This window comes from Sphingomonas jinjuensis (genome assembly GCF_014197105.1).
Taxonomy (GTDB): domain Bacteria; phylum Pseudomonadota; class Alphaproteobacteria; order Sphingomonadales; family Sphingomonadaceae; genus Sphingomonas; species Sphingomonas jinjuensis.
The window spans coordinates 217,196-236,456 of record NZ_JACIEV010000001.1 but is presented as its reverse complement, the minus strand read 5'-3'; the positions used below and the strand labels follow the sequence as shown (position 1 = coordinate 236,456).

General features: G+C 68.6%; 20 protein-coding genes and 2 pseudogenes. 6 read left to right on the top strand and 16 right to left on the bottom strand.

Annotated features, from left to right (window positions below; all coding sequences use genetic code 11):
* Positions 1-23: 23 nt before the first annotated feature.
* The 7 genes from GGQ80_RS01065 to GGQ80_RS01035 all read right to left on the bottom strand — a co-directional run bounded on the left by GGQ80_RS01065 (position 24) and on the right by GGQ80_RS01035 (position 7,023).
* Positions 24-443 carry a hypothetical protein gene (locus GGQ80_RS01065; protein ID WP_183981878.1) on the bottom strand — a complete coding sequence of 140 codons (420 nt, stop codon included), beginning with the start codon at positions 441-443 and terminating at the stop codon, positions 24-26.
* Positions 436-1,767, bottom strand: coding sequence for a FliI/YscN family ATPase (locus GGQ80_RS01060; protein WP_183981877.1), 1,332 nt, complete (start codon positions 1,765-1,767; stop codon positions 436-438). Before GGQ80_RS01060 ends, GGQ80_RS01065 begins: the two co-directional genes overlap by 8 nt.
* A gap of 147 nt (positions 1,768-1,914) precedes the next feature.
* A complete protein-coding gene (locus GGQ80_RS01055) occupies positions 1,915-2,640 on the bottom strand; it encodes a FliH/SctL family protein (protein WP_183981876.1) in 726 nt (241 codons plus the stop codon).
* Positions 2,633-3,646 carry a flagellar motor switch protein FliG gene (fliG, locus tag GGQ80_RS01050; RefSeq protein WP_183981875.1) on the bottom strand — a complete coding sequence of 338 codons (1,014 nt, stop codon included), beginning with the start codon at positions 3,644-3,646 and terminating at the stop codon, positions 2,633-2,635. Before fliG ends, GGQ80_RS01055 begins: the two co-directional genes overlap by 8 nt.
* Positions 3,643-5,334, bottom strand: coding sequence for a flagellar basal-body MS-ring/collar protein FliF (fliF, locus tag GGQ80_RS01045; protein ID WP_183981874.1), 1,692 nt, complete (start codon positions 5,332-5,334; stop codon positions 3,643-3,645). The genes fliG and fliF overlap by 4 nt, the downstream gene beginning before the upstream one ends.
* 1 nt (position 5,335) lies before the next feature.
* The gene (fliE, locus tag GGQ80_RS01040; protein WP_183981873.1) at positions 5,336-5,710 is read right to left on the bottom strand and encodes a flagellar hook-basal body complex protein FliE; all 375 of its coding nucleotides are present in this window, start codon (positions 5,708-5,710) and stop codon (positions 5,336-5,338) included.
* Positions 5,707-7,023 carry a sigma-54 interaction domain-containing protein gene (locus GGQ80_RS01035; RefSeq protein ID WP_183981872.1) on the bottom strand — a complete coding sequence of 439 codons (1,317 nt, stop codon included), beginning with the start codon at positions 7,021-7,023 and terminating at the stop codon, positions 5,707-5,709. Before GGQ80_RS01035 ends, fliE begins: the two co-directional genes overlap by 4 nt.
* A 232-nt stretch (positions 7,024-7,255) precedes the next feature.
* Here GGQ80_RS01035 and GGQ80_RS18380 point away from each other — a divergent pair.
* Positions 7,256-7,663 (top strand): annotated as a pseudogene (locus GGQ80_RS18380) (flagellin N-terminal helical domain-containing protein); the annotation flags it as partial.
* Between the two features lie 972 nt (positions 7,664-8,635).
* Positions 8,636-8,887: pseudogene (locus GGQ80_RS18790) on the top strand (flagellin); the annotation flags it as partial.
* A 108-nt stretch (positions 8,888-8,995) separates the two neighbouring features.
* Here GGQ80_RS18790 and GGQ80_RS01025 read toward each other — a convergent pair.
* The 9 genes from GGQ80_RS01025 to GGQ80_RS00985 form a co-directional block, all read right to left on the bottom strand.
* On the bottom strand, positions 8,996-9,832 hold the full coding sequence (locus tag GGQ80_RS01025; protein ID WP_183981870.1) for a hypothetical protein: 837 nt from the start codon (positions 9,830-9,832) through the stop codon (positions 8,996-8,998).
* A gap of 96 nt (positions 9,833-9,928) precedes the next feature.
* Positions 9,929-10,657 carry a FliA/WhiG family RNA polymerase sigma factor gene (locus GGQ80_RS01020; protein ID WP_183981869.1) on the bottom strand — a complete coding sequence of 243 codons (729 nt, stop codon included), beginning with the start codon at positions 10,655-10,657 and terminating at the stop codon, positions 9,929-9,931.
* Entirely contained in the window at positions 10,654-12,723 is a 2,070-nt protein-coding gene (flhA, locus tag GGQ80_RS01015; protein ID WP_183981868.1) for a flagellar biosynthesis protein FlhA, read from the bottom strand. The genes GGQ80_RS01020 and flhA overlap by 4 nt, the downstream gene beginning before the upstream one ends.
* A 4-nt stretch (positions 12,724-12,727) precedes the next feature.
* Positions 12,728-13,570: a lysozyme family protein gene (locus GGQ80_RS01010; RefSeq protein ID WP_183981867.1), complete on the bottom strand. Its 843-nt coding sequence runs from the start codon at positions 13,568-13,570 to the stop codon at positions 12,728-12,730.
* Between the two features lie 151 nt (positions 13,571-13,721).
* Positions 13,722-14,036, bottom strand: coding sequence for a flagellar protein FlgN (locus GGQ80_RS01005; protein ID WP_183981866.1), 315 nt, complete (start codon positions 14,034-14,036; stop codon positions 13,722-13,724).
* The gene (flgM, locus tag GGQ80_RS01000) at positions 14,029-14,340 is read right to left on the bottom strand and encodes a flagellar biosynthesis anti-sigma factor FlgM (RefSeq protein WP_183981864.1); all 312 of its coding nucleotides are present in this window, start codon (positions 14,338-14,340) and stop codon (positions 14,029-14,031) included. The genes GGQ80_RS01005 and flgM overlap by 8 nt, the downstream gene beginning before the upstream one ends.
* A gap of 69 nt (positions 14,341-14,409) precedes the next feature.
* Positions 14,410-14,910 (bottom strand): flagella basal body P-ring formation protein FlgA, encoded by a 501-nt coding sequence (locus GGQ80_RS00995; protein ID WP_183981862.1) that lies wholly within the window; start codon positions 14,908-14,910, stop codon positions 14,410-14,412.
* Positions 14,907-15,431 carry a flagellar motor protein MotB gene (locus GGQ80_RS00990; protein ID WP_221364118.1) on the bottom strand — a complete coding sequence of 175 codons (525 nt, stop codon included), beginning with the start codon at positions 15,429-15,431 and terminating at the stop codon, positions 14,907-14,909. The genes GGQ80_RS00995 and GGQ80_RS00990 overlap by 4 nt, the downstream gene beginning before the upstream one ends.
* Positions 15,428-16,087: a motility protein A gene (locus GGQ80_RS00985; protein WP_183981860.1), complete on the bottom strand. Its 660-nt coding sequence runs from the start codon at positions 16,085-16,087 to the stop codon at positions 15,428-15,430. Before GGQ80_RS00985 ends, GGQ80_RS00990 begins: the two co-directional genes overlap by 4 nt.
* A 399-nt stretch (positions 16,088-16,486) precedes the next feature.
* Between GGQ80_RS00985 and GGQ80_RS00980 the strand changes: the two genes are divergently transcribed.
* From GGQ80_RS00980 to GGQ80_RS00965, 4 genes are read left to right on the top strand one after another with little or no spacing between them, the layout of a single operon-like run.
* Positions 16,487-16,831 (top strand): flagellar basal body rod protein FlgB, encoded by a 345-nt coding sequence (locus GGQ80_RS00980; protein WP_183981858.1) that lies wholly within the window; start codon positions 16,487-16,489, stop codon positions 16,829-16,831.
* A 2-nt stretch (positions 16,832-16,833) separates the two neighbouring features.
* Complete coding sequence (flgC, locus tag GGQ80_RS00975; RefSeq protein WP_183981856.1) at positions 16,834-17,241, top strand: flagellar basal body rod protein FlgC; 408 nt, start codon at positions 16,834-16,836, stop codon at positions 17,239-17,241.
* Positions 17,242-17,244: 3 nt separating this feature from the next.
* A complete protein-coding gene (locus GGQ80_RS00970; protein WP_183981855.1) occupies positions 17,245-17,943 on the top strand; it encodes a flagellar hook assembly protein FlgD in 699 nt (232 codons plus the stop codon).
* 26 nt (positions 17,944-17,969) lie between these two features.
* Entirely contained in the window at positions 17,970-19,253 is a 1,284-nt protein-coding gene (locus GGQ80_RS00965; RefSeq protein WP_183981854.1) for a flagellar hook protein FlgE, read from the top strand.
* The last annotated feature ends 8 nt before the right edge of the window (positions 19,254-19,261 follow it).

The window sequence follows — 19,261 nt, the reverse complement described above, 5'->3', positions numbered from 1 at the left end:
GGCTATGTTTCTCCAGCCAGCGATCAGCAAGGATCGTGCCGTTTTCGCGCAGACGGCGGCGCGTCCTGAAGCGCGCGCATTTCCTTGACGATCGCGTCGGCGTCAGCGCGAGCGATCAGCTTTTCGATCGCGGTCTGGTCGCGGTGCGCGGCGCGGGTCGCCTCGGTGGCAAATTGCCACTGCGCTTCCGCCGCGGCGACGCGCGAGGTGGCGGCGATGGCGGACTGATGCAGCCGCTCGCGATAATGCGCCTGGGCGGCGAGCGAGAAGCCGCCGGCGCCCGCCATGGTCGGCGCGACCGCATCGGCGAGCGCGACGATACGATCACTGAGCATCGATTCGCTGCGATGCTTTTCCGCCGCCGCGACCTCGTCGGCGCGCTTCAGGCCGAGCTGGAGCGTGCGTACGCGGTGGATGCGCGCGAGCTTCGCGGCGTCAGCCATCGCCGAACACGCCGGTCAGCTCCATGACCGCATCGTCGAGCGACACCGTCTCGCCCGCGCTCTGCGAGACATAGGCCATGATCGCGCCATGCGCGGCGATCGCCTGGTCGATCGCGGGATCGGCGCCCGCGCGATAGGCACCCATCAGCACGAGGTCGCGGTTCTGTTCATAGGTTGCGAGATGCCGGCGAAGCACGCGCGCAGCGTGGATATGCGCGGGCTGCGCAATATCGGTCATGACGCGGCTGACCGATTTGGAGATGTCGATCGCCGGATAGACGCCCTGCTCGGCGAGCGCGCGGGTCAGGACGATATGGCCGTCGAGGATCGAGCGTGCCGAATCAACGACGGGGTCGTTGCCGTCGTCGCCGTCGGCCAGCACGGTGTAGATGGCGGTGATCGAGCCGGTGCCGTGCGCATCGGCGCCGGCGCGCTCGATCAGGTTGGGCAGCATCGCGATCGCGCTGGGCGGATAGCCGCGCGCCGACGCCGGCTCGCCGAGCGCCAGGCCGATCTCGCGGCCGGCATGCGCGACGCGGGTCAGCGAGTCCATGATGAGGAGGACCTTCTTGCCCTCGTCGCGAAACGCCTCGGCGATGGCGGTGGCACGCAGTGCACCGCGGATGCGAAGCACCGGCGAGTGATTGGCGGGTACCGCGACGACGACCGAGCGCGCGCGCGCCTCGCCCGCGACCTTGGTTTCGAGGAAGTCGGCGACCTCGCGGCTGCGCTCGCCGATCAGGCCGATGACGATGACGTCGGCCTTGGCCGCCTTCACCATCATGCCAAGCAGCACCGACTTGCCGACGCCCGAACCAGCCATGATGCCGACGCGCTGGCCTTGGCCGACCGTCAGCAGGCCGTTGATCGCGCGCACGCCGACATCGAGCGGCTGGAGCACGCGGCCGCGATCGAGCGGCGATTGCAGCTTGCCGGCGAGCGGCCAGCTGGCGGCGCCGCGGATGGGCCCGAGCCCGTCGATCGGCTTGCCCGCGCCATCGACGACGCGGCCGAGCAGCGCGGCGCCCACCTCCGCCTCGCCCGGAGGGCCGATTGGCTTGACCGGTGCGCGCGGCAGGAGGGGGGCGGGGCCACCGAGGTTCATCAGCAGCGTCCTGCCGCCGCGAAAGCCGATCACCTCCGCCTCGACGAAACTGTCGCCATGCCCGCCGACGCGGCAGACGGTGCCGACCGGCAGCGACAGGCCGACCGCTTCCATCAGCAGCCCGTCATAGCTGGCGAGCCGCCCCGACACCGATGGCGTCGGGCGGAAGTCGGCGTGGCCGAGGGTGTCGAGATAGTCGGCGGTGAAGCGGTTCAGCATGGGCTTCCACAATCTCTTCCGTTCGCCCTGAGGAGAGATTGAGCGAAGGCGAAGGCTCGTCTCAAAGGGCAGGTGGTTCGAGACGGCGCTTCGACTTCGCTCAGCGCCTCCTCACCACGAACGGAAGTTATTCCACGAAATGGTTAATCATTTCGGCGTCGGCACGCGTTCGATCGCGGCGGCGAGTTGTTCCAGCCACAGCTCGGGGCCGTCCTCGACGATCGTCGACGCGCTTTCGAGGACGAAGCTGCCGCGTGCGACATTGGCGTCGCCGGCGGCGAAGATCGTCGCGGGTAGCTTGCCGTCGAGCAGCGCGACGTCGTCGGGATTGAGGCGAAGCAGCGCGGCTTCCGCCTTGTCGGCGAGCAGACCGGCCGCCGCATCCACGCGGGTCGCGAGCAGATCCGCGGCGACGCCGGTTTCGCCAACGAGCCGCGAGACGAGAAACATCACGGTCTGGCGCAACCGTCCGGCCATCGCCTCGCGATCGAAGCCGCCGCCGAACTTCAGCGCCTCGAGCAATTCGGACACCAGCTGCTGGTCGCGCGCGGCGGCTTCCGCCGCGGCGGCCTGGGCGGCGGCGAGGCCTTCGGCGAAGCCGGCGGCATGGGCGACCTCGATCGGATCGATCTCGGCCGCCATCTGGGCGGCGGGGTCGAGCGGATCCCAGCCCTCGGTCGGGTTGCAGTCGGGATTGGCGGGCGAGAAGTGGCGCGGGCCCTGGACGCGCTCGCGCACGTCGACCGGGGCGAAGCCTGGCGCGGCGGCGAAGGCGGCGGCGAGGGTGCTGGCCGCCGACTGTTCGTGCCGTGCGGCGAAGCCGGCGACGAACGGCGCGGGGGAGGCGGGGGCAAAGGCCATCGCCTCAGACATAATCGTCCTCGCCCGCGCCCATCTGGATGGTGCCGTCCTTGGCCAGGTTGCGCGCGATGGCGATCATCGCCTTCTGCGCCTCCAGCACCTCGGCCAGCTTCATCGGACCACGTGCTTCCATCTCGTCGCGGATGCCCGCCGCGGCGCGCGCGGACATGCAGCCCAGGAAGCGCTCGCGCACCGCCTCGTCCACGCCCTTCAGCGACTTGGTCAGGATCTCGCCGTCGACGTTGCGGATCAGCGTGCCCAGGTTCTTGTCGTCCAGTTCCAGCAGGTTGTCGAAGATGAACATCGCCTCTTCGATCTGCTTGGCGATGTCCTTGTCGATCTTGAACAGCTTGGGCATCACGCGCTGCTCGGTCGCCTTGCGCGCGCCCTGCAGGATCATCGCCGCCTCGCGCGCGCCGCCCAGCATCACGCCGCCGCCCGACGCACTGGCGCCGACGCGATTGTCGAGCAGAGTCTTGAGCGTCTCGACCGCCTCGGGCGTGATCGGCCCCAGCCGCGCGATGCGGTGGAGGATGTCGGGCTGCGCCGCCTCGGGCAGCAGTTCGAGCACCTGGCCGCCGATCGCGGGGTCGAGATTGGCGATCATCACCGCGGCGATCTGGGGATGCTCCTTCTCGATGATCTGCGCGATTTCGGTTGCGTCGAGCCAGGCGAGCATCTCCAGCTCGCACGCGGCCTCGGCCGGGGTGATGCGGGTGAGGACGCTCTCGGCCTTTTCCGGCCCCAGCGCGCGGGTCATCACCGCCTCGATCTTGGGGCGCGGGTCGAAGCCGATCGTGGTGCGCTCGCGCGCGCGGCCGATGAAGTCCTCCAGGACCGTCTCGACATCCTCTTCGGCGACCTCGGCGACGGTGAACATCGCCGCGCCGAGCTGGCGGACCTCTTCGGGTTCCAGCTTCTGCAGGATCGCGGCGGCCTCGTCCTCGCCGACCAGCATCATCAGCACGGCGGCGCGTTCGATCCCGGTGTAGCTGCGCGGGGCGGCTGGCGCGCTCACTTGGCGTCGGCCCGGATCATGTCGCGAACCGCCAGCGCGGCGCGGGCCGGATTGTCGCGGGTGAAGCCGCGGACCGCATCGACGCGTTCGTCATAGCCGCGGCTCTGCTCGAGCTGGTCGAGGCTGACCGGCGGGGCGACGGCGGGTGCCGCGATCGGCTGGCCATCGGCACCGAGCACCGGCGCACCGGCACCCATCGCGGCGCCCGCCTCAGCCTTCGTCGCCTCGTCGCGCTTCTGCATCAGCGCCTTGGCAAGGGGGCGCACGCCCAGGAACAGCACCAGCAGCGCGATCAGGATCGCGGTGGCGTTGCGCGCCACCACCGGCAGCCAGGCGTTGTCGTACCACTTGGGGCCGGCGGCCGCCTCGGCATCGGGATCGGCGAACTTGCGGCTGATGACGGTGACGTTGTCGTTGCGCGCCTGGTCGAAGCCGACCGCGCTCTTCACCAGATCGGTGATCTGGGTGATCTCCATCGCGGTGCGGCGGGTCTTGTCGGGATCGCGCAGCAGCACCGCGACCGACAGGCGCTTGACCGATCCCGGCGCATTGCGGGTGACCGACACTTCCTTGCCCAGGTCGTAGGCGCGCTGATACGCGTCGGATTGTTTGGCCGGATCGGGTGCGGGCTGGCCGGCGACCGGCTGGGGCGAGCCGCTGGCGCCGACCGCGGGGGTGGGCACCTGAAGCTGGCTGGCGGGCGGCGGCGTGTTGCTGAGCGCGCCGGGAATGCCACCGGGGGCGGCGGCGGTCTTCATGTCGCCGGTCCAGTTGCCCGCCTCGGCCCGCAGCGCACCCTGCTTCTCGAAGCTCTCGCGCGTCGCCTGAGTTTCGTCGAGGTTGACGTCGGCCTGCACCTCGGCGGTGAAATTGCCCGCGCCGACGAGCGGCGTGAGCAGCTGGATCAGCTGCTGGCGGACCTTGTCCTCGACGCGCTGCTGGACCTGGAGGCGCTTGTCGCCGTCGGCGCCCGCGCCGGAATTGGCGCCGGGCTTTGACAACAGGCCGCCGAGCTGGTCGACGACGGTGACGTTCTCGGGCTTCATCCCCGGCACCGACGAGGCGACGAGGTTGACGATCGACGACACCTGCGCATCCGACAGTACGCGGCCGCCGGCGAGCTTGAGCACCACCGAGGCGGAAGGCGCGGCATTGTCGCGGACGAAGACGGTGGCTTCGGGTGTGGCGAGGTGGACGCGTGCCTCGGCGACGGCGTCGATCTCCTCGATCGACTTGGCGAGTTCGGTCTCGCGCGCCTGGCGCAGGCGCTCGCCCTCGACGGCGCGGCTGACGCCCATCGGCAGCTGGTCGAGGATCGCATAGCCGCCCGGCGCCGCCTTGGGCAGGCCCTGGCCGGCGAGCAGCATGCGCGCGCGGCTGAACTTGTCCTCGTCGACGGTCAGCGCGCCGGTGCCCTCGTCGACGTGGCTCGAGATGCCCGCCTGGTCGAGCGCGGAGGTGACCGCCTGCTTGTCGGCATCGGTCAGGCCGCTGAACAGCGTCTTCTGCGTCGGCGTCGACAGCGACATCCATGCGAGCGCGGCGGCGGCGATCAGGCCGATCATCAGCGCCATCGGCAGCGAGCGGCGGACCGCGGGCTGCGCCATGACCGTCTTGATCTGGGTGAGCGGGTTGGCGAAGCGTTCGGGATCGCCGCCGGCGGGGAGGGTGGTGAGGGCAGTGCTCATATTACACCGGCATGCTCATGATGTCCTTGTACGCGGCAAGGAGCTTGTTGCGGACCTGAAGCGTCGCTTCGAACCCGACCGAGGCCTGCTGGCGGGCGAGCATCACCTTGGCGATGTCGATCGTCTCGCCGCGCTCGTACGCGTCGGACAGCTTCGCCGCCTGGTTCTGCCCGTCGTTGACCTGCTTGAGCGCGGTCTCCATCGTGTCGGCGAAGCTGGCGGGCTTCGTTTCGGCGGGCGCGGTCGCACTGCCGGTGGCGGCGGTATTGCCGGCGCCGGCGCGGGCGAGCGCCTGGTTCTTCTCCAGGATCTGCGCGCGCAGCGCCATGACGCGGTCGACGGACATGCCGCCGCCGCCGATGCCCCCGACGCTCATGCCGACACCGCCCGGCCAGCGGCGCCGCGATCGAGATCCTCACCCTGCTCGCGCGCCTTGGCGAGGCGGTAGCGAAGCGTGCGCTCGGAAATGCCGAGCCGCTTGGCGGTCTCGATCCGGCTGCCGTTGCACGCGCGCAGCGTTTCGCGGATCGCCTGGAATTCGCTCATCTGGACGACATTGCCGAGCGTCGCCGGCTCTTCGTCGACCACCGCGGGGGCGGCGGGCATGATCGGCACGACGGTGCGCGTCTGCTGGAACGAGAAGGTGATCGGGCGGTCGAACACGATGTGGTCGGCCTCGATCGTGTCGCCGCCGGCGAACAGCAGCGCGCGCTGGATGACGTTGTCGAGCTCGCGCACATTGCCCGGCCAGTCGTGGTGGACAAGCCGCTCGAGCGCGGCGTTGGTCGGCCACGGTACCACGGCGCGGGTGCCGGCATGGCGCAGGACCAGCGTCGCGACGAGCGCGGGAATGTCCTGAAGCCGGTCGGCGAGCGGCTTGGTGGTGAGCGGGAATACCGCGAGGCGGTAGTAGAGATCGGCGCGGAACCGGCCGGCGGCCACCTCGGCCTGAAGGTCGCGGTTGGCGCAGGCGACGACGCGGACGTCGACCGGCTGCGGCTGGGTGGCGCCGATCGGCACGACCTCGCGTTCCTGAAGGACGCGGAGCAGTTTCGCCTGCAGCGACAGCGGCATCTCGGCGATCTCGTCGAGCAGGATGGTGCCGCCGTCGGCGGCGCGGAAGAAGCCCTCGCCACCCGACGAGGCACCCGTGAAGCTGCCCTTCTGGTGGCCGAACAGCATCGCCTCCAGCATCGATTCGGGCAGCGCGGCGCAGTTGATCGCGATGAACGGGCCGTCGCGGCGCGTCGAGCCCATGTGGATCGCGCGGGCCAGCACTTCTTTGCCGGTGCCGGTCGGGCCGTTGATGAGCACGGTGATGTCGGCCTGCGCGACCCGCTCGGCCAGCGCCATCAGCGCCAGGCTTTCGGGATCGGCGGCGGTGGGGGTGTCGGGACCGGCGATCAGCGCGCGGGCGAAGCCGTTGCCGATCGCCGCGTCCTCCGGCCCGAAGGCGATTCGCGCCGGGTTGCCGTTGCGCGAGGGGACGACGAAGCGACCCTCCTCGCCGATCACCACGGTCCGCGCCGCGGCCGGCGGCACCTCGCCCTCGGCGACCATGAACAGGTCGCCCGGGCCAGGCTTCGCGCCGGTATCGGCGGCGCCGACGCCGAAGCCCTGGGCACGCAGGCTGGAGACCAGCGCATACTTGCGGGCGATGACGGCGGCGGATGGATAGATCGAGCGCATTCGCAGATTCCCCATGAACACGATGGGAATGCGGCAATGGTGGTAAATGGGCCGTTAAACCGGCAGCCGCCCCGGCAAATATTTTCCGGGCGCGACGCTCGCGCGCGCGCGAGCCCCCGCACGAGGGGCGCTTTTTTTACTTAAGGCCGCCGCGGCCCGGTCGTTCCATGCTGTGACGGCTCGGCCCTCCGCTCTGGGGGCGGCGGTGAAGCCGTGCAGACGGAGACCAGTTATGACTGTTATCGGAACCAATTCTTCGGCGCTGCGCGCCGCCAACGCTTCGATGGGCGCCAATCAGGCACTGTCGACCGCTATGGAGCGCCTGTCGACCGGCAAGCGCATCAATTCGGCCAAGGACGACGCTGCCGGCCTCGCGATCGCGAGCCGCATGAACAGCCAGATCAAGTCGATGGCCGTCGCGGTCCGCAACGCCAACGACGGTATCTCGATGGCGCAGACCGCGGAAGGCGCGCTCGGCGAGGTCACCTCGATGCTGCAGCGTATGAAGGAGCTGGCGACCCAGTCGGCCAACGGTACGCTCGGCACGTCGGAGCGGGCCGCGCTCCAGTCGGAAGTTACGCAGCTGACCAGCCAGATCAACGATATCTCGAAGTCGACGAACTTCAATGGCCTAAACCTACTCGACGGCTCGGTGAAGAACCTGAAGCTTCAGGTCGGTACCAACGCCACGAACACCGTCTCGGTGTCGCTGGCCGGCGCCTCGACGGACGATCTCGGCCTCGCGAACAAGGGTCAGTCGATCACCGGCCGCGTGACCGGCGGTGCGGTGGGCGCGACGCTGCTCATCAACGGCCAAGTCGCCTTCACCGGCGGCACCACGGTCGCCACCTCGAACGCGGCGAAGGACCTCGCGTCGAAGATCAACGCCAATTCGGCGCTGGGTGTCACCGCAACCGCATCGAACAGCTACTCGACGACGGGTGCCGTTTCCGGCGCGATTGCAGCCGGCACGATCAACGGCAAGGCGATTGGCGCGCAGACGGACGCCGCGTCGCTGGTAAAGACGATCAACTCCAACGCCGCCACCTACGGCGTCACGGCCGAGATCGAGACCGACGGCCGTATCACTCTGTCGAACACGGATGGTTCGGAAATCTCGGCCTCGGGCAGTGCCTTCGGCACCGTCAGCGCGCAGCAGGGCTTCGTGTCGATGACCAATAAGGATGGCTCGGCGCTGACGATCTCGAGCACCGTTGCGACCGACCTCAGCCGTACCGGCCTCAATGCATCCGACGGTCAGTCGATCACGGGTGCTGCGGTGACGCAGGACGTCGCTCTGGCCGCTGGCGCGCTGAAGATCAACGGTGTCGCGGTCGGCGCGGCTGCCGCGACCAGCTCGGGGACGCCGACCGCGCAGGCGGCGCTCTACATCACCGCGATCAACGCCGTGACCTCGACCTCGGGCGTTGTCGCTTCGGCGGGTACCACAGCCGGCTCGATCGTGCTGTCGTCACAAAACGGCGGTCCGATCCGCATCGAGGGCTCGTCGCCCGGTACCGCCGGTCTCAACGCCTCGGGCGGTTCGGGCAACGAGTCGATGCCGGTCGACATCTCGAGCCAGGCCGGCGCGAGCAACGCCATGTCGCAGATCGACGCCGCGCTGGACAAGGTCTCATCGGTGCGCGGTAACCTGGGTGCGGTTCAGAGCCGTCTGCAGACGACCGTCAACAACCTGACTACGACGACGACCAACCTGTCGGACGCCAAGAGCCGCATCGAGGACACCGACTTCTCGGCTGAATCGACCGCCCTCGCCAAGGCGAACATCCTGAGCCAGGCATCGACCGCGATGCTGGCGCAGGCGAACCAGAGCCAGCAGAGCGTCCTGCAGCTGCTGAAGTAACGGCGCTCCGGCGCTGGCACCGCCCCCACCCATCAGGGTGTCGGCGCCTGGATCTCTCCTTCGGGAGGTGGGGAACCCCGGTGGCTCGTGCCGCCGGGGTTTTCCGCGTCAGAAGGTGAAGGATGACAGCAGGAGCACGCCGAGCTGGCTGGTCTCGCGATATCGGACCTCGGTTTCCCCGGCAGGCAGCGGCCGGTTCGCCTCGATCCCGTCACCGAGGATGCGTACGTTGGGATCGATCACCGCCCCGATGCCGAGGTTGAAGCTGCCGCTGTCGGCGCCGGGCCGGCGGAAGCCCGCCATGATGCCGAGGCCGACCGCGTCGATGATCTCGCCACTGCCAGGCTGCAGCGCGATGAACGGGCCGAAGCCCCATTCCTTTTTGCCGTAGCGCTGCCGCACCCCTTTCAGGAAGGTGTCGGACTCATTGTATAGCGTGAACGGTCCGGGGCCGTTGGGCGTGAAGAAGTAATGCGACTCCAGCATGACCCGCGCGTTCGAATTATTCTTGTCGTCGACGCGGACGATCTTGTTGGCATCGAGCGACGCCGATCCGATCCGATCCTTCTTGCCGATGTCCAACGTAAGCGAAATGCCCACGCCAAATGCCAGGCCGCCGAACGGCTTCGTTCCTGTCGCAGCGGGCGACGGTGTCGGCGACGGTGTCGGTGTCGGTGTCGGTGCGGGCGCGGCCGCTGGCGCGGGCGCAGCAGCCGGCGTGTTTAACGATGCGACTGCCGCCGTCTCGGCTGCCATAGGGGGCGTTGACCTGTCGCCGATCTCGACGAGAGTCTTCGTCAGCGCGGCGATCTGCGCCTGGATCTCGGCGCGTTTGGCGGCACGCCATTGCGCGGCGAGCTGATCGGATGTCTGAGCCGCGGCCATCGCCGTGCTCGTCAGCAGACCAGCCGCCGCGAGCCCGCGCCAGATATGTCGTTGGTGCATCGTGAGTTCCCCCTCGTCGATCGAGGGAGGCTCGGCGCGCCGGTTACCGCCGGCAAGGCGAGACTGCGCCGTTTCGGCGCTATCGCGCGGCTCCGATCAGCGCGTGCGCAGCATCGCCTTCTTCAGCTTGGCGTGTGCCGCGGCCTTGATCTGGCAGACGCGGGCGGCGCCGATGCCGAAGACCTGGCCGATCTCCTCGAGGTTCATCTCGTCGACGTAATAGAGCTGGATCACCTGCGCCTCGCGCTCGGGCAGCGCGGTGATCGCCTCGATCAGTCGTTCGCGCAGGTCGCTGGTCGCGAGCTGGTCGAAGGCGTCGGGGGTGTCGTCGGCGAACCAGGGCAGGTCGTCCTGGTACACCTCGTCGATCGATTCGAAGCGGAGCGCCTCGGCGGTGACGTACTCGGTGCGCAGCTTGTCGATCGATACGCCGAGATGCTGGGCGATCATGGCTTCTCCCGGGGCGGTGCCCGTCGTTTGGGTGAGGGTGGCGACGGCGTCGTGATACTGGCGCCGCCGGCGCATCGCGCCGCGGGTGCTGGTCGCCTGGCGGCGCAGCTCGTCGATCATCGCGCCGCGGACGCGGGTCTTCAGATAGGCGCGGATGTCGGCGCCCTGTTCCTCGAAGGTGCGCGCGGCCTCGACCAGCGCGACCAGGCCGACCTGCACCAGGTCCTCGACGTCGACGATCGACGACATCGAGCCGTGGACGTGCCACGCGAGCCGGCGGACCATCGGCAGGTGGTCGCGCACCAGCGCCTCGGCATCGCGGGATCCCGCCCGGGCGGGGCGATAGGTCAGCGGCGGGGTGAAGGGCGCGCTCATGCCGCCAGCGCCTGGTGGTGTTGCGGCGCGCCGATCACGGCGACGACCTCGACCGCCTTCTCCTCGGGCACCTCGAAGAACGACAGCACGGGGGTGTCAGGCAGGCAGGTACGGACAAGCTTGCGCATCGCGATGCGGATCGACGGCTGGACGACGAGCGCGAACGGCTTCGCCTCGGCGATCAGCGGCTGCGCGGCCTGTTGCAGCGCGTCGACGATGCGGCGGCCGAGATCGGGCTCGATCACATGGCGGCGCATCGTGTCGGCGCGCGCGGCCTGGCCGAGGAGACCTTCGAGCTGACCATCCAGCGTCATCACGCGCAGCGCATCGCGATGGCCGCACAGCTTGCCGATGATGAGCGGGCCGAGGTCGGGGCGGATCGCCTCAATGATGTCCTCGGGATCCTGCACGCGCTGCATCGCGACCGCGATGGCGCCGGCGATACGACGGAATTCCTTCAAGGGGATGTTCTCCGCAAGCAGACCCTTCAGCACCTGGGTCAGCGTCGTCAGCGGCAGCGCAGCGAGCGCCGCGACGAGGCCGGGGGCGCGCTCCTTCAGACCGTCGAGCAGCGACTGCACCTCGTCGGGGCCGAGCAGCTCGGCCGCACCGGCGCCGAGCACGTGGTTGAGGTGCGTCGCGACGACGGTGCCGGCATCGACGACCAGATAGCCCGCGCCGGTCGCGGCATCGGCATCGCCCGAGGCGATCCAGGTCGCGTCGAGGCCGAAGGTCGGATCCTTGACCAGCTTACCCTGCAGCGCGCCGAACGCCTGGCCGGTGTCGAGCGCCAGCATCTCGTCGGGCGATACCTGGTCCTCGCCGACGCAGACGCCGCCGACCATGATGCGATAGGTGTAGGGGGCGACGTTGATGTCGTCGCGCACGCGGCATTGCGGCACGACGAAGCCCAGTTCCTTCGACAGCTGGCGACGCACGCCGGTGATCCGCGCCATCAGCGGTGCGCCCTTGCGCTCGTCGACGAGGGGCACGAGGCCGTAGCCGATGTCGAGGTTGACCTGCATCAAATCGGTCACCTCGTCCCAGTTGATCTTGGACTGGTCGACCGGTTCCGGTGCGGCCTCGACCGGCGCGGGGGCGGGGCGCTGCTCGATCTGGCGCAGCTTCCAGGCGGCGAAGCCGGCGATGGCGGCGGCGGACAGGATGACGAGATGCGGCATCCCCGGGAACACGCCCAGTAGCGTCAGGATCGCCGCGACCGGCAGCCAGGTGCGCGACGAGCCGAACTGCGAGCCGATCTGGCCGGCGAGATCCTTGTCCGACGACACGCGGGTGACGATCGAGGCGGCGGCGATCGACAGCATCAGCGAGGGCAGCTGGGCGACCAGCGCGTCGCCGATCGCGAGCAGGATGTAGTTCTTTGCCGCCACCTGAAGCGACAGGCCGTGGCTGACCGGCCCCAGGATCAGGCCACCGACGATGTTGGCGGCGAGGATCAGGATCGCGGCGACCGCATCGCCCTTCACGAACTTCGACGAACCGTCCATCGAGCCGTAGAAGTCGGCTTCGGTCGACACCTCGACGCGCTTCTTCTTGGCCTCGTCGGGGGTGATGAGGCCGGCGTTGAGATCGGCGTCGATCGCCATCTGCTTGCCGGGCAGCGCGTCGAGAGTGAAGCGCGCGGAGACTTCGGAAACGCGGCCCGCGCCCTTGGTGACGACGATCAGGTTGATGATCATCAGGATCGCGAAGACGAAGATGCCGACGACATAGTCGCCGCCGATCAGGAACGTCCCGAACGCCTCGATGACATGGCCCGCCGCGCTCTCGCCCTCATGCCCGTGGACCAGCACGATGCGGGTCGAGGCGACGTTGAGACCGAGGCGGAACAGCGTCGCGAACAGCAGCACCGTGGGGAAGGCGGAGAAGTCGAGCGGCTTTTCCGCATTCAGCGCCACCATCAGCACCGCGAGGCTGATCGCGATGTTGGCGACGAAGAACACGTCGAGCAGCGCCGCCGGGATCGGCACGACCATGACCACGACGAGCAGCAAGATCGCGAGCGGCAGCGCGGCGCCGCGGGCGTTAGATAAGAGCCGCGTCATGACGTCAGCCCCCCATCCGCGCGAGCATCATATAGGCGAGCCGGGCGGTATCGGGCGTCGGGCGCAGCACGCTGGCGACCTCGGTCCCCTGGCCCCCCGACTTGAACTTGCCGATCGCGCTGGTCGCCCAGCTCAATGCGGCCTCGGCGCTTTCGCCCTGGCCGGTGACGACGGTCGAGCCGTCCATCTCCAGCGCCTGCGCGGCGAAGTCGACCATCGAGCGCATCTGGTCGGTGCCGGTCTGGCCGCTGGCGTTACCGAGCTTGTCGGCGAAGCGCTGGTAGATCTCCGACAGGCTGCGCTGGCTGCCGTCGGCGGCGTAGAAGATGCTGCGGTTGGCGGCGGCGGCGGCAGGGAAGAGGCGCGCGCCACCGGCGTCGGGGTTGTCCTGCATCGCCGACAGGAATTTCTTGGCGCCGCCGAGGCCCAGAAAATGCGCCATATAGAGGTCGGTGCCGTTGGCCGAGCGGCCGAGCTTCGCCTCGAGCGCGTCCTTGTTGTCCGACGCATGCTCGGCCGCCATCAGCGAGGCGGCGGCAGGATCGTTGCGCAGCGCCAGGATCGCCTTGCGCGTGCCGGCATCGGCGACGCGATTGCCGGGGCCGATCGCATCGGCGGCCCAGCCCAGGCCATGCTCCGCGCCATGCTTCTTGACGACCGAGAGCCAGCTCGACTCGATGAATTGGTACAGCCCGCGCGCCGACGAGGTGCCGGCACGCGCGTTGGCGTTCAGCCCGCTTTCGAGCTTGGCCTGGCCCATGAGGTAATCGAAGTCGACGCCGGTCTTGCTGCTCGCGAAGGCGATCGCCTGCTGGACGCGTCCGGCGGAGATGGAGGAAACCGTCATGCAGCGCTTCACAGCAAGAGGCGTGCCAGACTTTGGTTAATGGGCCGGCAAGCCCGCTATTTCGTCATGCCGAACTCGTTTCGGCATCTCTCTGCGGCGTCGTATTCGGCGTTGAGATCCTGAAACTCGTTCAGGATGACGGCATTTTACGTCAGGCGTAGGCGCCGGTCAGCTTCGGGCGGTAGCCGCCGCCGGCATCGCCGGAAAGAAGTTGCAGGCGGCGGCGAACATTTGCCGCCATCAGATTGGTGTAGATGCGGCACGTCTCGTTGAGGCGGTTCGCCTCGTCGGCGAGCTCGCGCAGATCGGGACCGGCCGGGCCGGTGCCGATGGCCGCGATCTGTTCGATCCCGGCAAGCTTGTCCGCTGTGGCACGCTCCAGCGCGCGAACGTCGTTGTTCTTCAGTGCCGCGATTTCCGCATGCAGGGCATCGATGACGCGGATGAGGGCATCGCGTTTAGTCATTCGGATTCCAGCCCTGACGCAGCGCGAGAAGACGATCGGCGATGGTCGACGGCAGAATGGGGAAGGTGCCGTTGGCGATCGCGGCCTTGATCTGGGCGACCCGCTCCACCTCGACCGGTGCCGACATCGACATCGTGCGCGCGAGGCCGCTGAGCTGCGCGGCGGATTCTGCCGGCTTCGACTGGGGCGTGTTGGCCTCCGTCGCGGCGATGGCCGGCTGTATCGGTTGGCTCGGCGCGATGGCGGAGACGCGCGACGGCGCGCTGCTCCCCTTCACTCCGCTGATGCCTATCGACTCCACCATGTGGAAACCCTTCCGGTTCTGCTGACATCGACAGAAACGACCGGCGCCGGATCGACTTTAGAAAAAAAATCACATCCCCCAGCCAGGGAGTTGCGCCCGCCCGCTGTCGACCGCGATTGCCTGGACCGGGGCACGGGCATCCTCGACGCGGACGAGGAAGCGCGCGCCCGGCGTCGCATCGGCCAGGGCAACGCCCTCGCGGCTGATCGAGAAGCCGGCGGTGCCCGCCTCGATCACCACCGGATCGCCGCGGCGGATCACCGGCGGCACCTTGACCGGGGCGACGTAGCTCGCGCGGACGGGCACCGCGACCGGGGCGGAGACGGGCGCGCGTACTGGTACGAACAAACGCCAGTCGGGGCCGGTGCAGGTAATCACGACGGCGTCGTGCGCCTCGGTCCGCCAGGCCATCGACACGGTAGGGCATGGCGCCAGGCGAAGCCGCGGATCGATGCCGGTACGCGCGCCTCCTTCCTGCCCGATGCCATGGCCGGTGAAGGCGGACACGGCACGGTCGAGGCCGGCGATATCCTGGAACGAGGCGGCGGCGAGCAGGGCGGCGAGGATCATGGCTGGTTCCGTTTGTCGCCGGTGAAGGCGAGGGTGACGATCGCGCTGCGACGGTGCGCGGCAGGATCGGTGGTGATGACGATGCGCTGGGTGACGGGCGCGAGCAGCGCGGCGACGGCGCGGGCGCGATCGGCGGCCAGGACGACCCGGCTGCCGGTCGCCGGATCGACGTCGGCGGCGGTGCCGTCGGTGGCGCCCGCGATCGCCAGGCTGATCCGCGGATCGCGCACCGCATCGCGGGCCCAGGACACGAGCGCGTCGGCGTCCTGCGGCGCGGCGCTGCCGACGGCGAAACCGGCGAGCATCGCGGCGACCGGCATCGGTGCCTCGGCCGGCGGCGTGGCGGTGGCGGCGGCTTTGCTGCCGCCGAAGCTGTTGCGCAGCCCGCCCGCCAGCGCGCGGCGGTCGCCGGTCGCCTGGACGAGGACGAAGAAGCCCAGCAACAACAACGCCATGTCGGCGAGCGTCACCAGCCAGATCGGCCGGGCGGCGGGCGTGTCGGGATAGTCGCTGGCGTTCATGCCGCCGCGGCCGCCCCGCCAAGTTGATGGTGTCGCGGCGTCTCGCGGCGGGCGAGGGCGACCAGCGGCGCCTCCAGCCGTGCGCGCTCGAACGCCTCGGCGCGGCCGAGCACGCGCAGGCGCGCGGCGACGGGCATGAAGATCAGCGTCGAGAGCAGCGCGCCGTAGAGCGTCGCGAGCAGCGCGATCGCCATCGCGCCGCCGATCGCGGACGGGTCGTTCATCGTCGAGAACATCCGTGCCAGGCCGACGAGCGTGCCGACCATCCCCATCGTCGGCGCGACGTCGGCGGCGCCCGCCCACACGTCGGCGGCGGCGGCGTGCCGCTCGATCCGGGCGCGGCGCGCATGGCGGACCATCGTCTCGACGTCATCGGCGCTGCGGCCGTCGACGATCGCGGCGATCGCGGCAGCCATGTCGGGATCGGTCAGGACGCTGCGGTCGAGCGCGACGACGCCGTGGCGGCTCGCGATCCGGCTGAGCGCGGCGAGTTGGCGAAGCATCGGTTCGGCATCGAGGCGGCGGCGCGCGAGCACCGTCACCGCCGCCAGCGCGTGACCGAGATCGCGACCGGGCGTGCGGAGCGCCACCGCGAGCAGCGTACCCCCGCCGACGATGGCGATCGCGACGGGGTCGAGGAACTGGGTGAAGGCCATATGCGGGATGGTTAAGCAAAAGCTGTGCCGATTTGGGTGTGGGGACACAACGTCCTTACTTGCTCCTCCCCGGCGAAGGCCGGGGCCCAGTTGCCACGTAGAGCGTGGCGCGCGTGTCGCTCGACCAATGAAGACGCCGCAGCTGGGCCCCGGCCTCCGCCGGGGAGGGGTTCTCTTGAAATGTGCTGTATTCTTTGCGTCCTCGCGTGAATTCGAACATCACACCGGATCACCCTTGCCGGTTCGCCCTCCGCACCCCCGGCAAAGCGGCAAGGGTTTGCCGGATCGCTTGCCGCTGCGCTGCCGCGACCGGCAAATCACCGACAAAAGGGCATTTGGCACGCCAGTTGCTTCTACCCCGGCGAGGCGCAGTTCGGGCGCCACGAAGGAGCGACGGCAATGGCCGGAGACAGTCTGTTCGGGATCCACGGTGCCGCGCTGGAAGTACGCGCGCAGCGGATGGGTGTGCTTGCATCGAACATCGCCAACGCCTCGACCCCCGGGTTCAAGGCGCGCGACATCGACTTCAAGCAGGCGCTCGCGAGCCTCGAGGGCGGGCAGGGCGGCGGCATCGCCGCGGCCACCAAGTACCGCATTCCGGTGCAGACCTCGATGGACGGCAACACCGTCGAACTGTCCGAAGAGCAGACCGCCTTCGCCGAGAACGCGATCCAGTATCAGTCGACGCTGTCGTTCCTGAACGGTCGCATCGGCCAGATCACCCGCGCGCTGAAGGGCGAATGACGATGGCCGATCCGCTTTCCATCTTCCAGGTCGCCGGCCGCGCGATGTCGGCGCAGCTGACGCGGATGAACACCACCGCGTCGAACCTGGCGAACGCCGGCAACACCGCCGGCACCGCCGAGGGCGCGTACAAGTCGCTGAAGCCGGTGTTTCGCACCAGCTTCGACGCGGCGAGCGGCATGTCGACGGTCGACGTCGAGAAGGTCGTCACCACCGGCGAGGCGCCGACCAAGCGCTATGATCCGTCCAATCCGCTCGCCGACAAGGACGGCAACATCTTCGAGGCCGCGGTCGACGAAACCCGCGAGCTGGTCGACATGATGGAGACCGCCCGCACCTATCAGAACAACGTCGAGGTGATGCAGACCGCCAAGTCGCTCATCGTCGATACCCTCAAGCTGGGACGGTAAGCCATGGCAACCTCTTCCTTCGATCAGACCCTATCGAGCCTGGGTATCAAGCGCAGCGGCGCCACGGGTACGACGCCCAAGGTTTCGACCAGTGGCACTAAGACGACGCTCGACCAGTCCGACTTCCTGGCGCTGATGACCGCGCAGATGAAGAACCAGGATCCGTTCAACCCGGTCGACAACACCCAGATGGTCGCCCAGATGGCGCAATTCTCGAGCACCGCGGGCATCAGCCAGATGAACGCGACGCTGACCGGCATCGCCAGCAAGCTGAACGCGGCGAGCGCGTCGGACGCGATGGGCTATGTCGGCAAGGCGGTGCTGACCGCGGGCGATACCGCCTACGAGCGGACGTCGGGCGGGATCACCGGCGCGATCGAGCTGGATACCGACGCCACCGACGTCAACGTGTCGATCACGGATGCGAACGGCAACGTCGTCAAGAACATCCAGCTCGGCAAGCAATCCGCCGGCAGCGCCACCTTCGACTGGGACGGCAAGGACGATGCCGGCAACAAGGTCGAAGGCGGTCCGTACAAGGTGTCGGTGGACGCGGCCAACCTGTCCAAGGTCGTTCCCGCGCGCACCCTCGTCTGGGCGCCGGTCGAATCCGCCGCGCTGCCCGCAAGCGGCGAACCCACGCTGAAGGTGACCGGCGTCGGCACCGTCAAGACCTCCGCCGTCCGCGGCGTCGCCGCCTAACCCCAAATTCCTCAGGAGTACCCCCGATGTCCTTCTATACCTCGCTCTCCGGCCTCCAGGCATCGCAGACCGACATGTCGACGATCAGCCACAATCTGGCCAACGTCGCGACCACCGGCTTCAAGAAGAGCCGCACCGAATTCGCCGACGTCATCGCGTCGAGCGTCGCCACCGATCCGCGCAAGATGGTCGGCTCGGGCGTCGTCGTGAAGGGCAACACCCAGCAGTTCAAGGAGGGCAACCTCCAGACGACGTCGAACGCGCTCGACCTGGCGCTGGTCGGCGAAGGCTTTTTCGTGATGAAGTCGACCGGCACCAGTGACTCGGTCACCTACACCCGCAACGGCGCCTTTTCGGTCGATTCGAACCGCAACGTCGTCGACGCGCAGGGCAGCTATCTGATGGTGTACCCGGTCGACAACGATGGCAACGTCACCGCCACGGGTAACGACGGCCTGACGAACCTGCAGATCCAGCAGACCAGCGGCACGCCCAAGGCGACCGGCAACGTCGCCACGTCGGTCCAGATGTCGTCGACCGCGACGGTCAAGCCGTCGACCAACGTCTTTAAGCGCGAGGATACGACCACGTTCACCAATTCGGTCGCCACGCGAATCTACGACGCCAACGGCAACCCGGTGACGATGACGAATTATTACGTTCGAACCGAGGGCGCCTCGGCGGCCGGTGTCACGCCGGTGACGAACGGCAAGTGGGACGTCTACACCTATGTCGGCGATCAGCCGATGAAGGTCGCCGGCGCCAACAAGATCACGTTGACGTTCGACGCGACCAACGCGCTGACCGCGACGCCGGCGCAGCCGATCACCTTCGACGCCTTCACCCCGACCTCGGGCGCGGCGGCGCAGCAGATCAAGCTCGATCTGACCGGTTCGACCCAGCTGTCGAGCGCGTTCGCCGTCAACAACAAGACGCAGGACGGCGTTGCCGTCGGCCAGCTGTCGGGCGTGACCGTGACCGACGCGGGGCTGATCCAGGCGAGCTTCTCGAACGGCGACATCGTGCCGTTGGGCAAGGTGGCGCTCGCCAAGTTCTCGACCCCGACCGGACTTCGGCAGATCGGCAACAGCTATTGGTCGGCGACCGGCGTATCGGGCGCGGCAACGCTCGGCTCGGCGGCGGCCGACGGTTTCGGCAACCTGATGTCGGGTACGATCGAGGGGTCGAATGTCGACATCACCGAAGAGCTGGTCAACCTGATCGCGGCTCAGCGCAATTTCCAGGCGAACGCCAAGGCGCTCGATACCGCCAGCCAGGTCTCGCAGACCATCTTCAACATCCGCAGCTGATCGAGGCG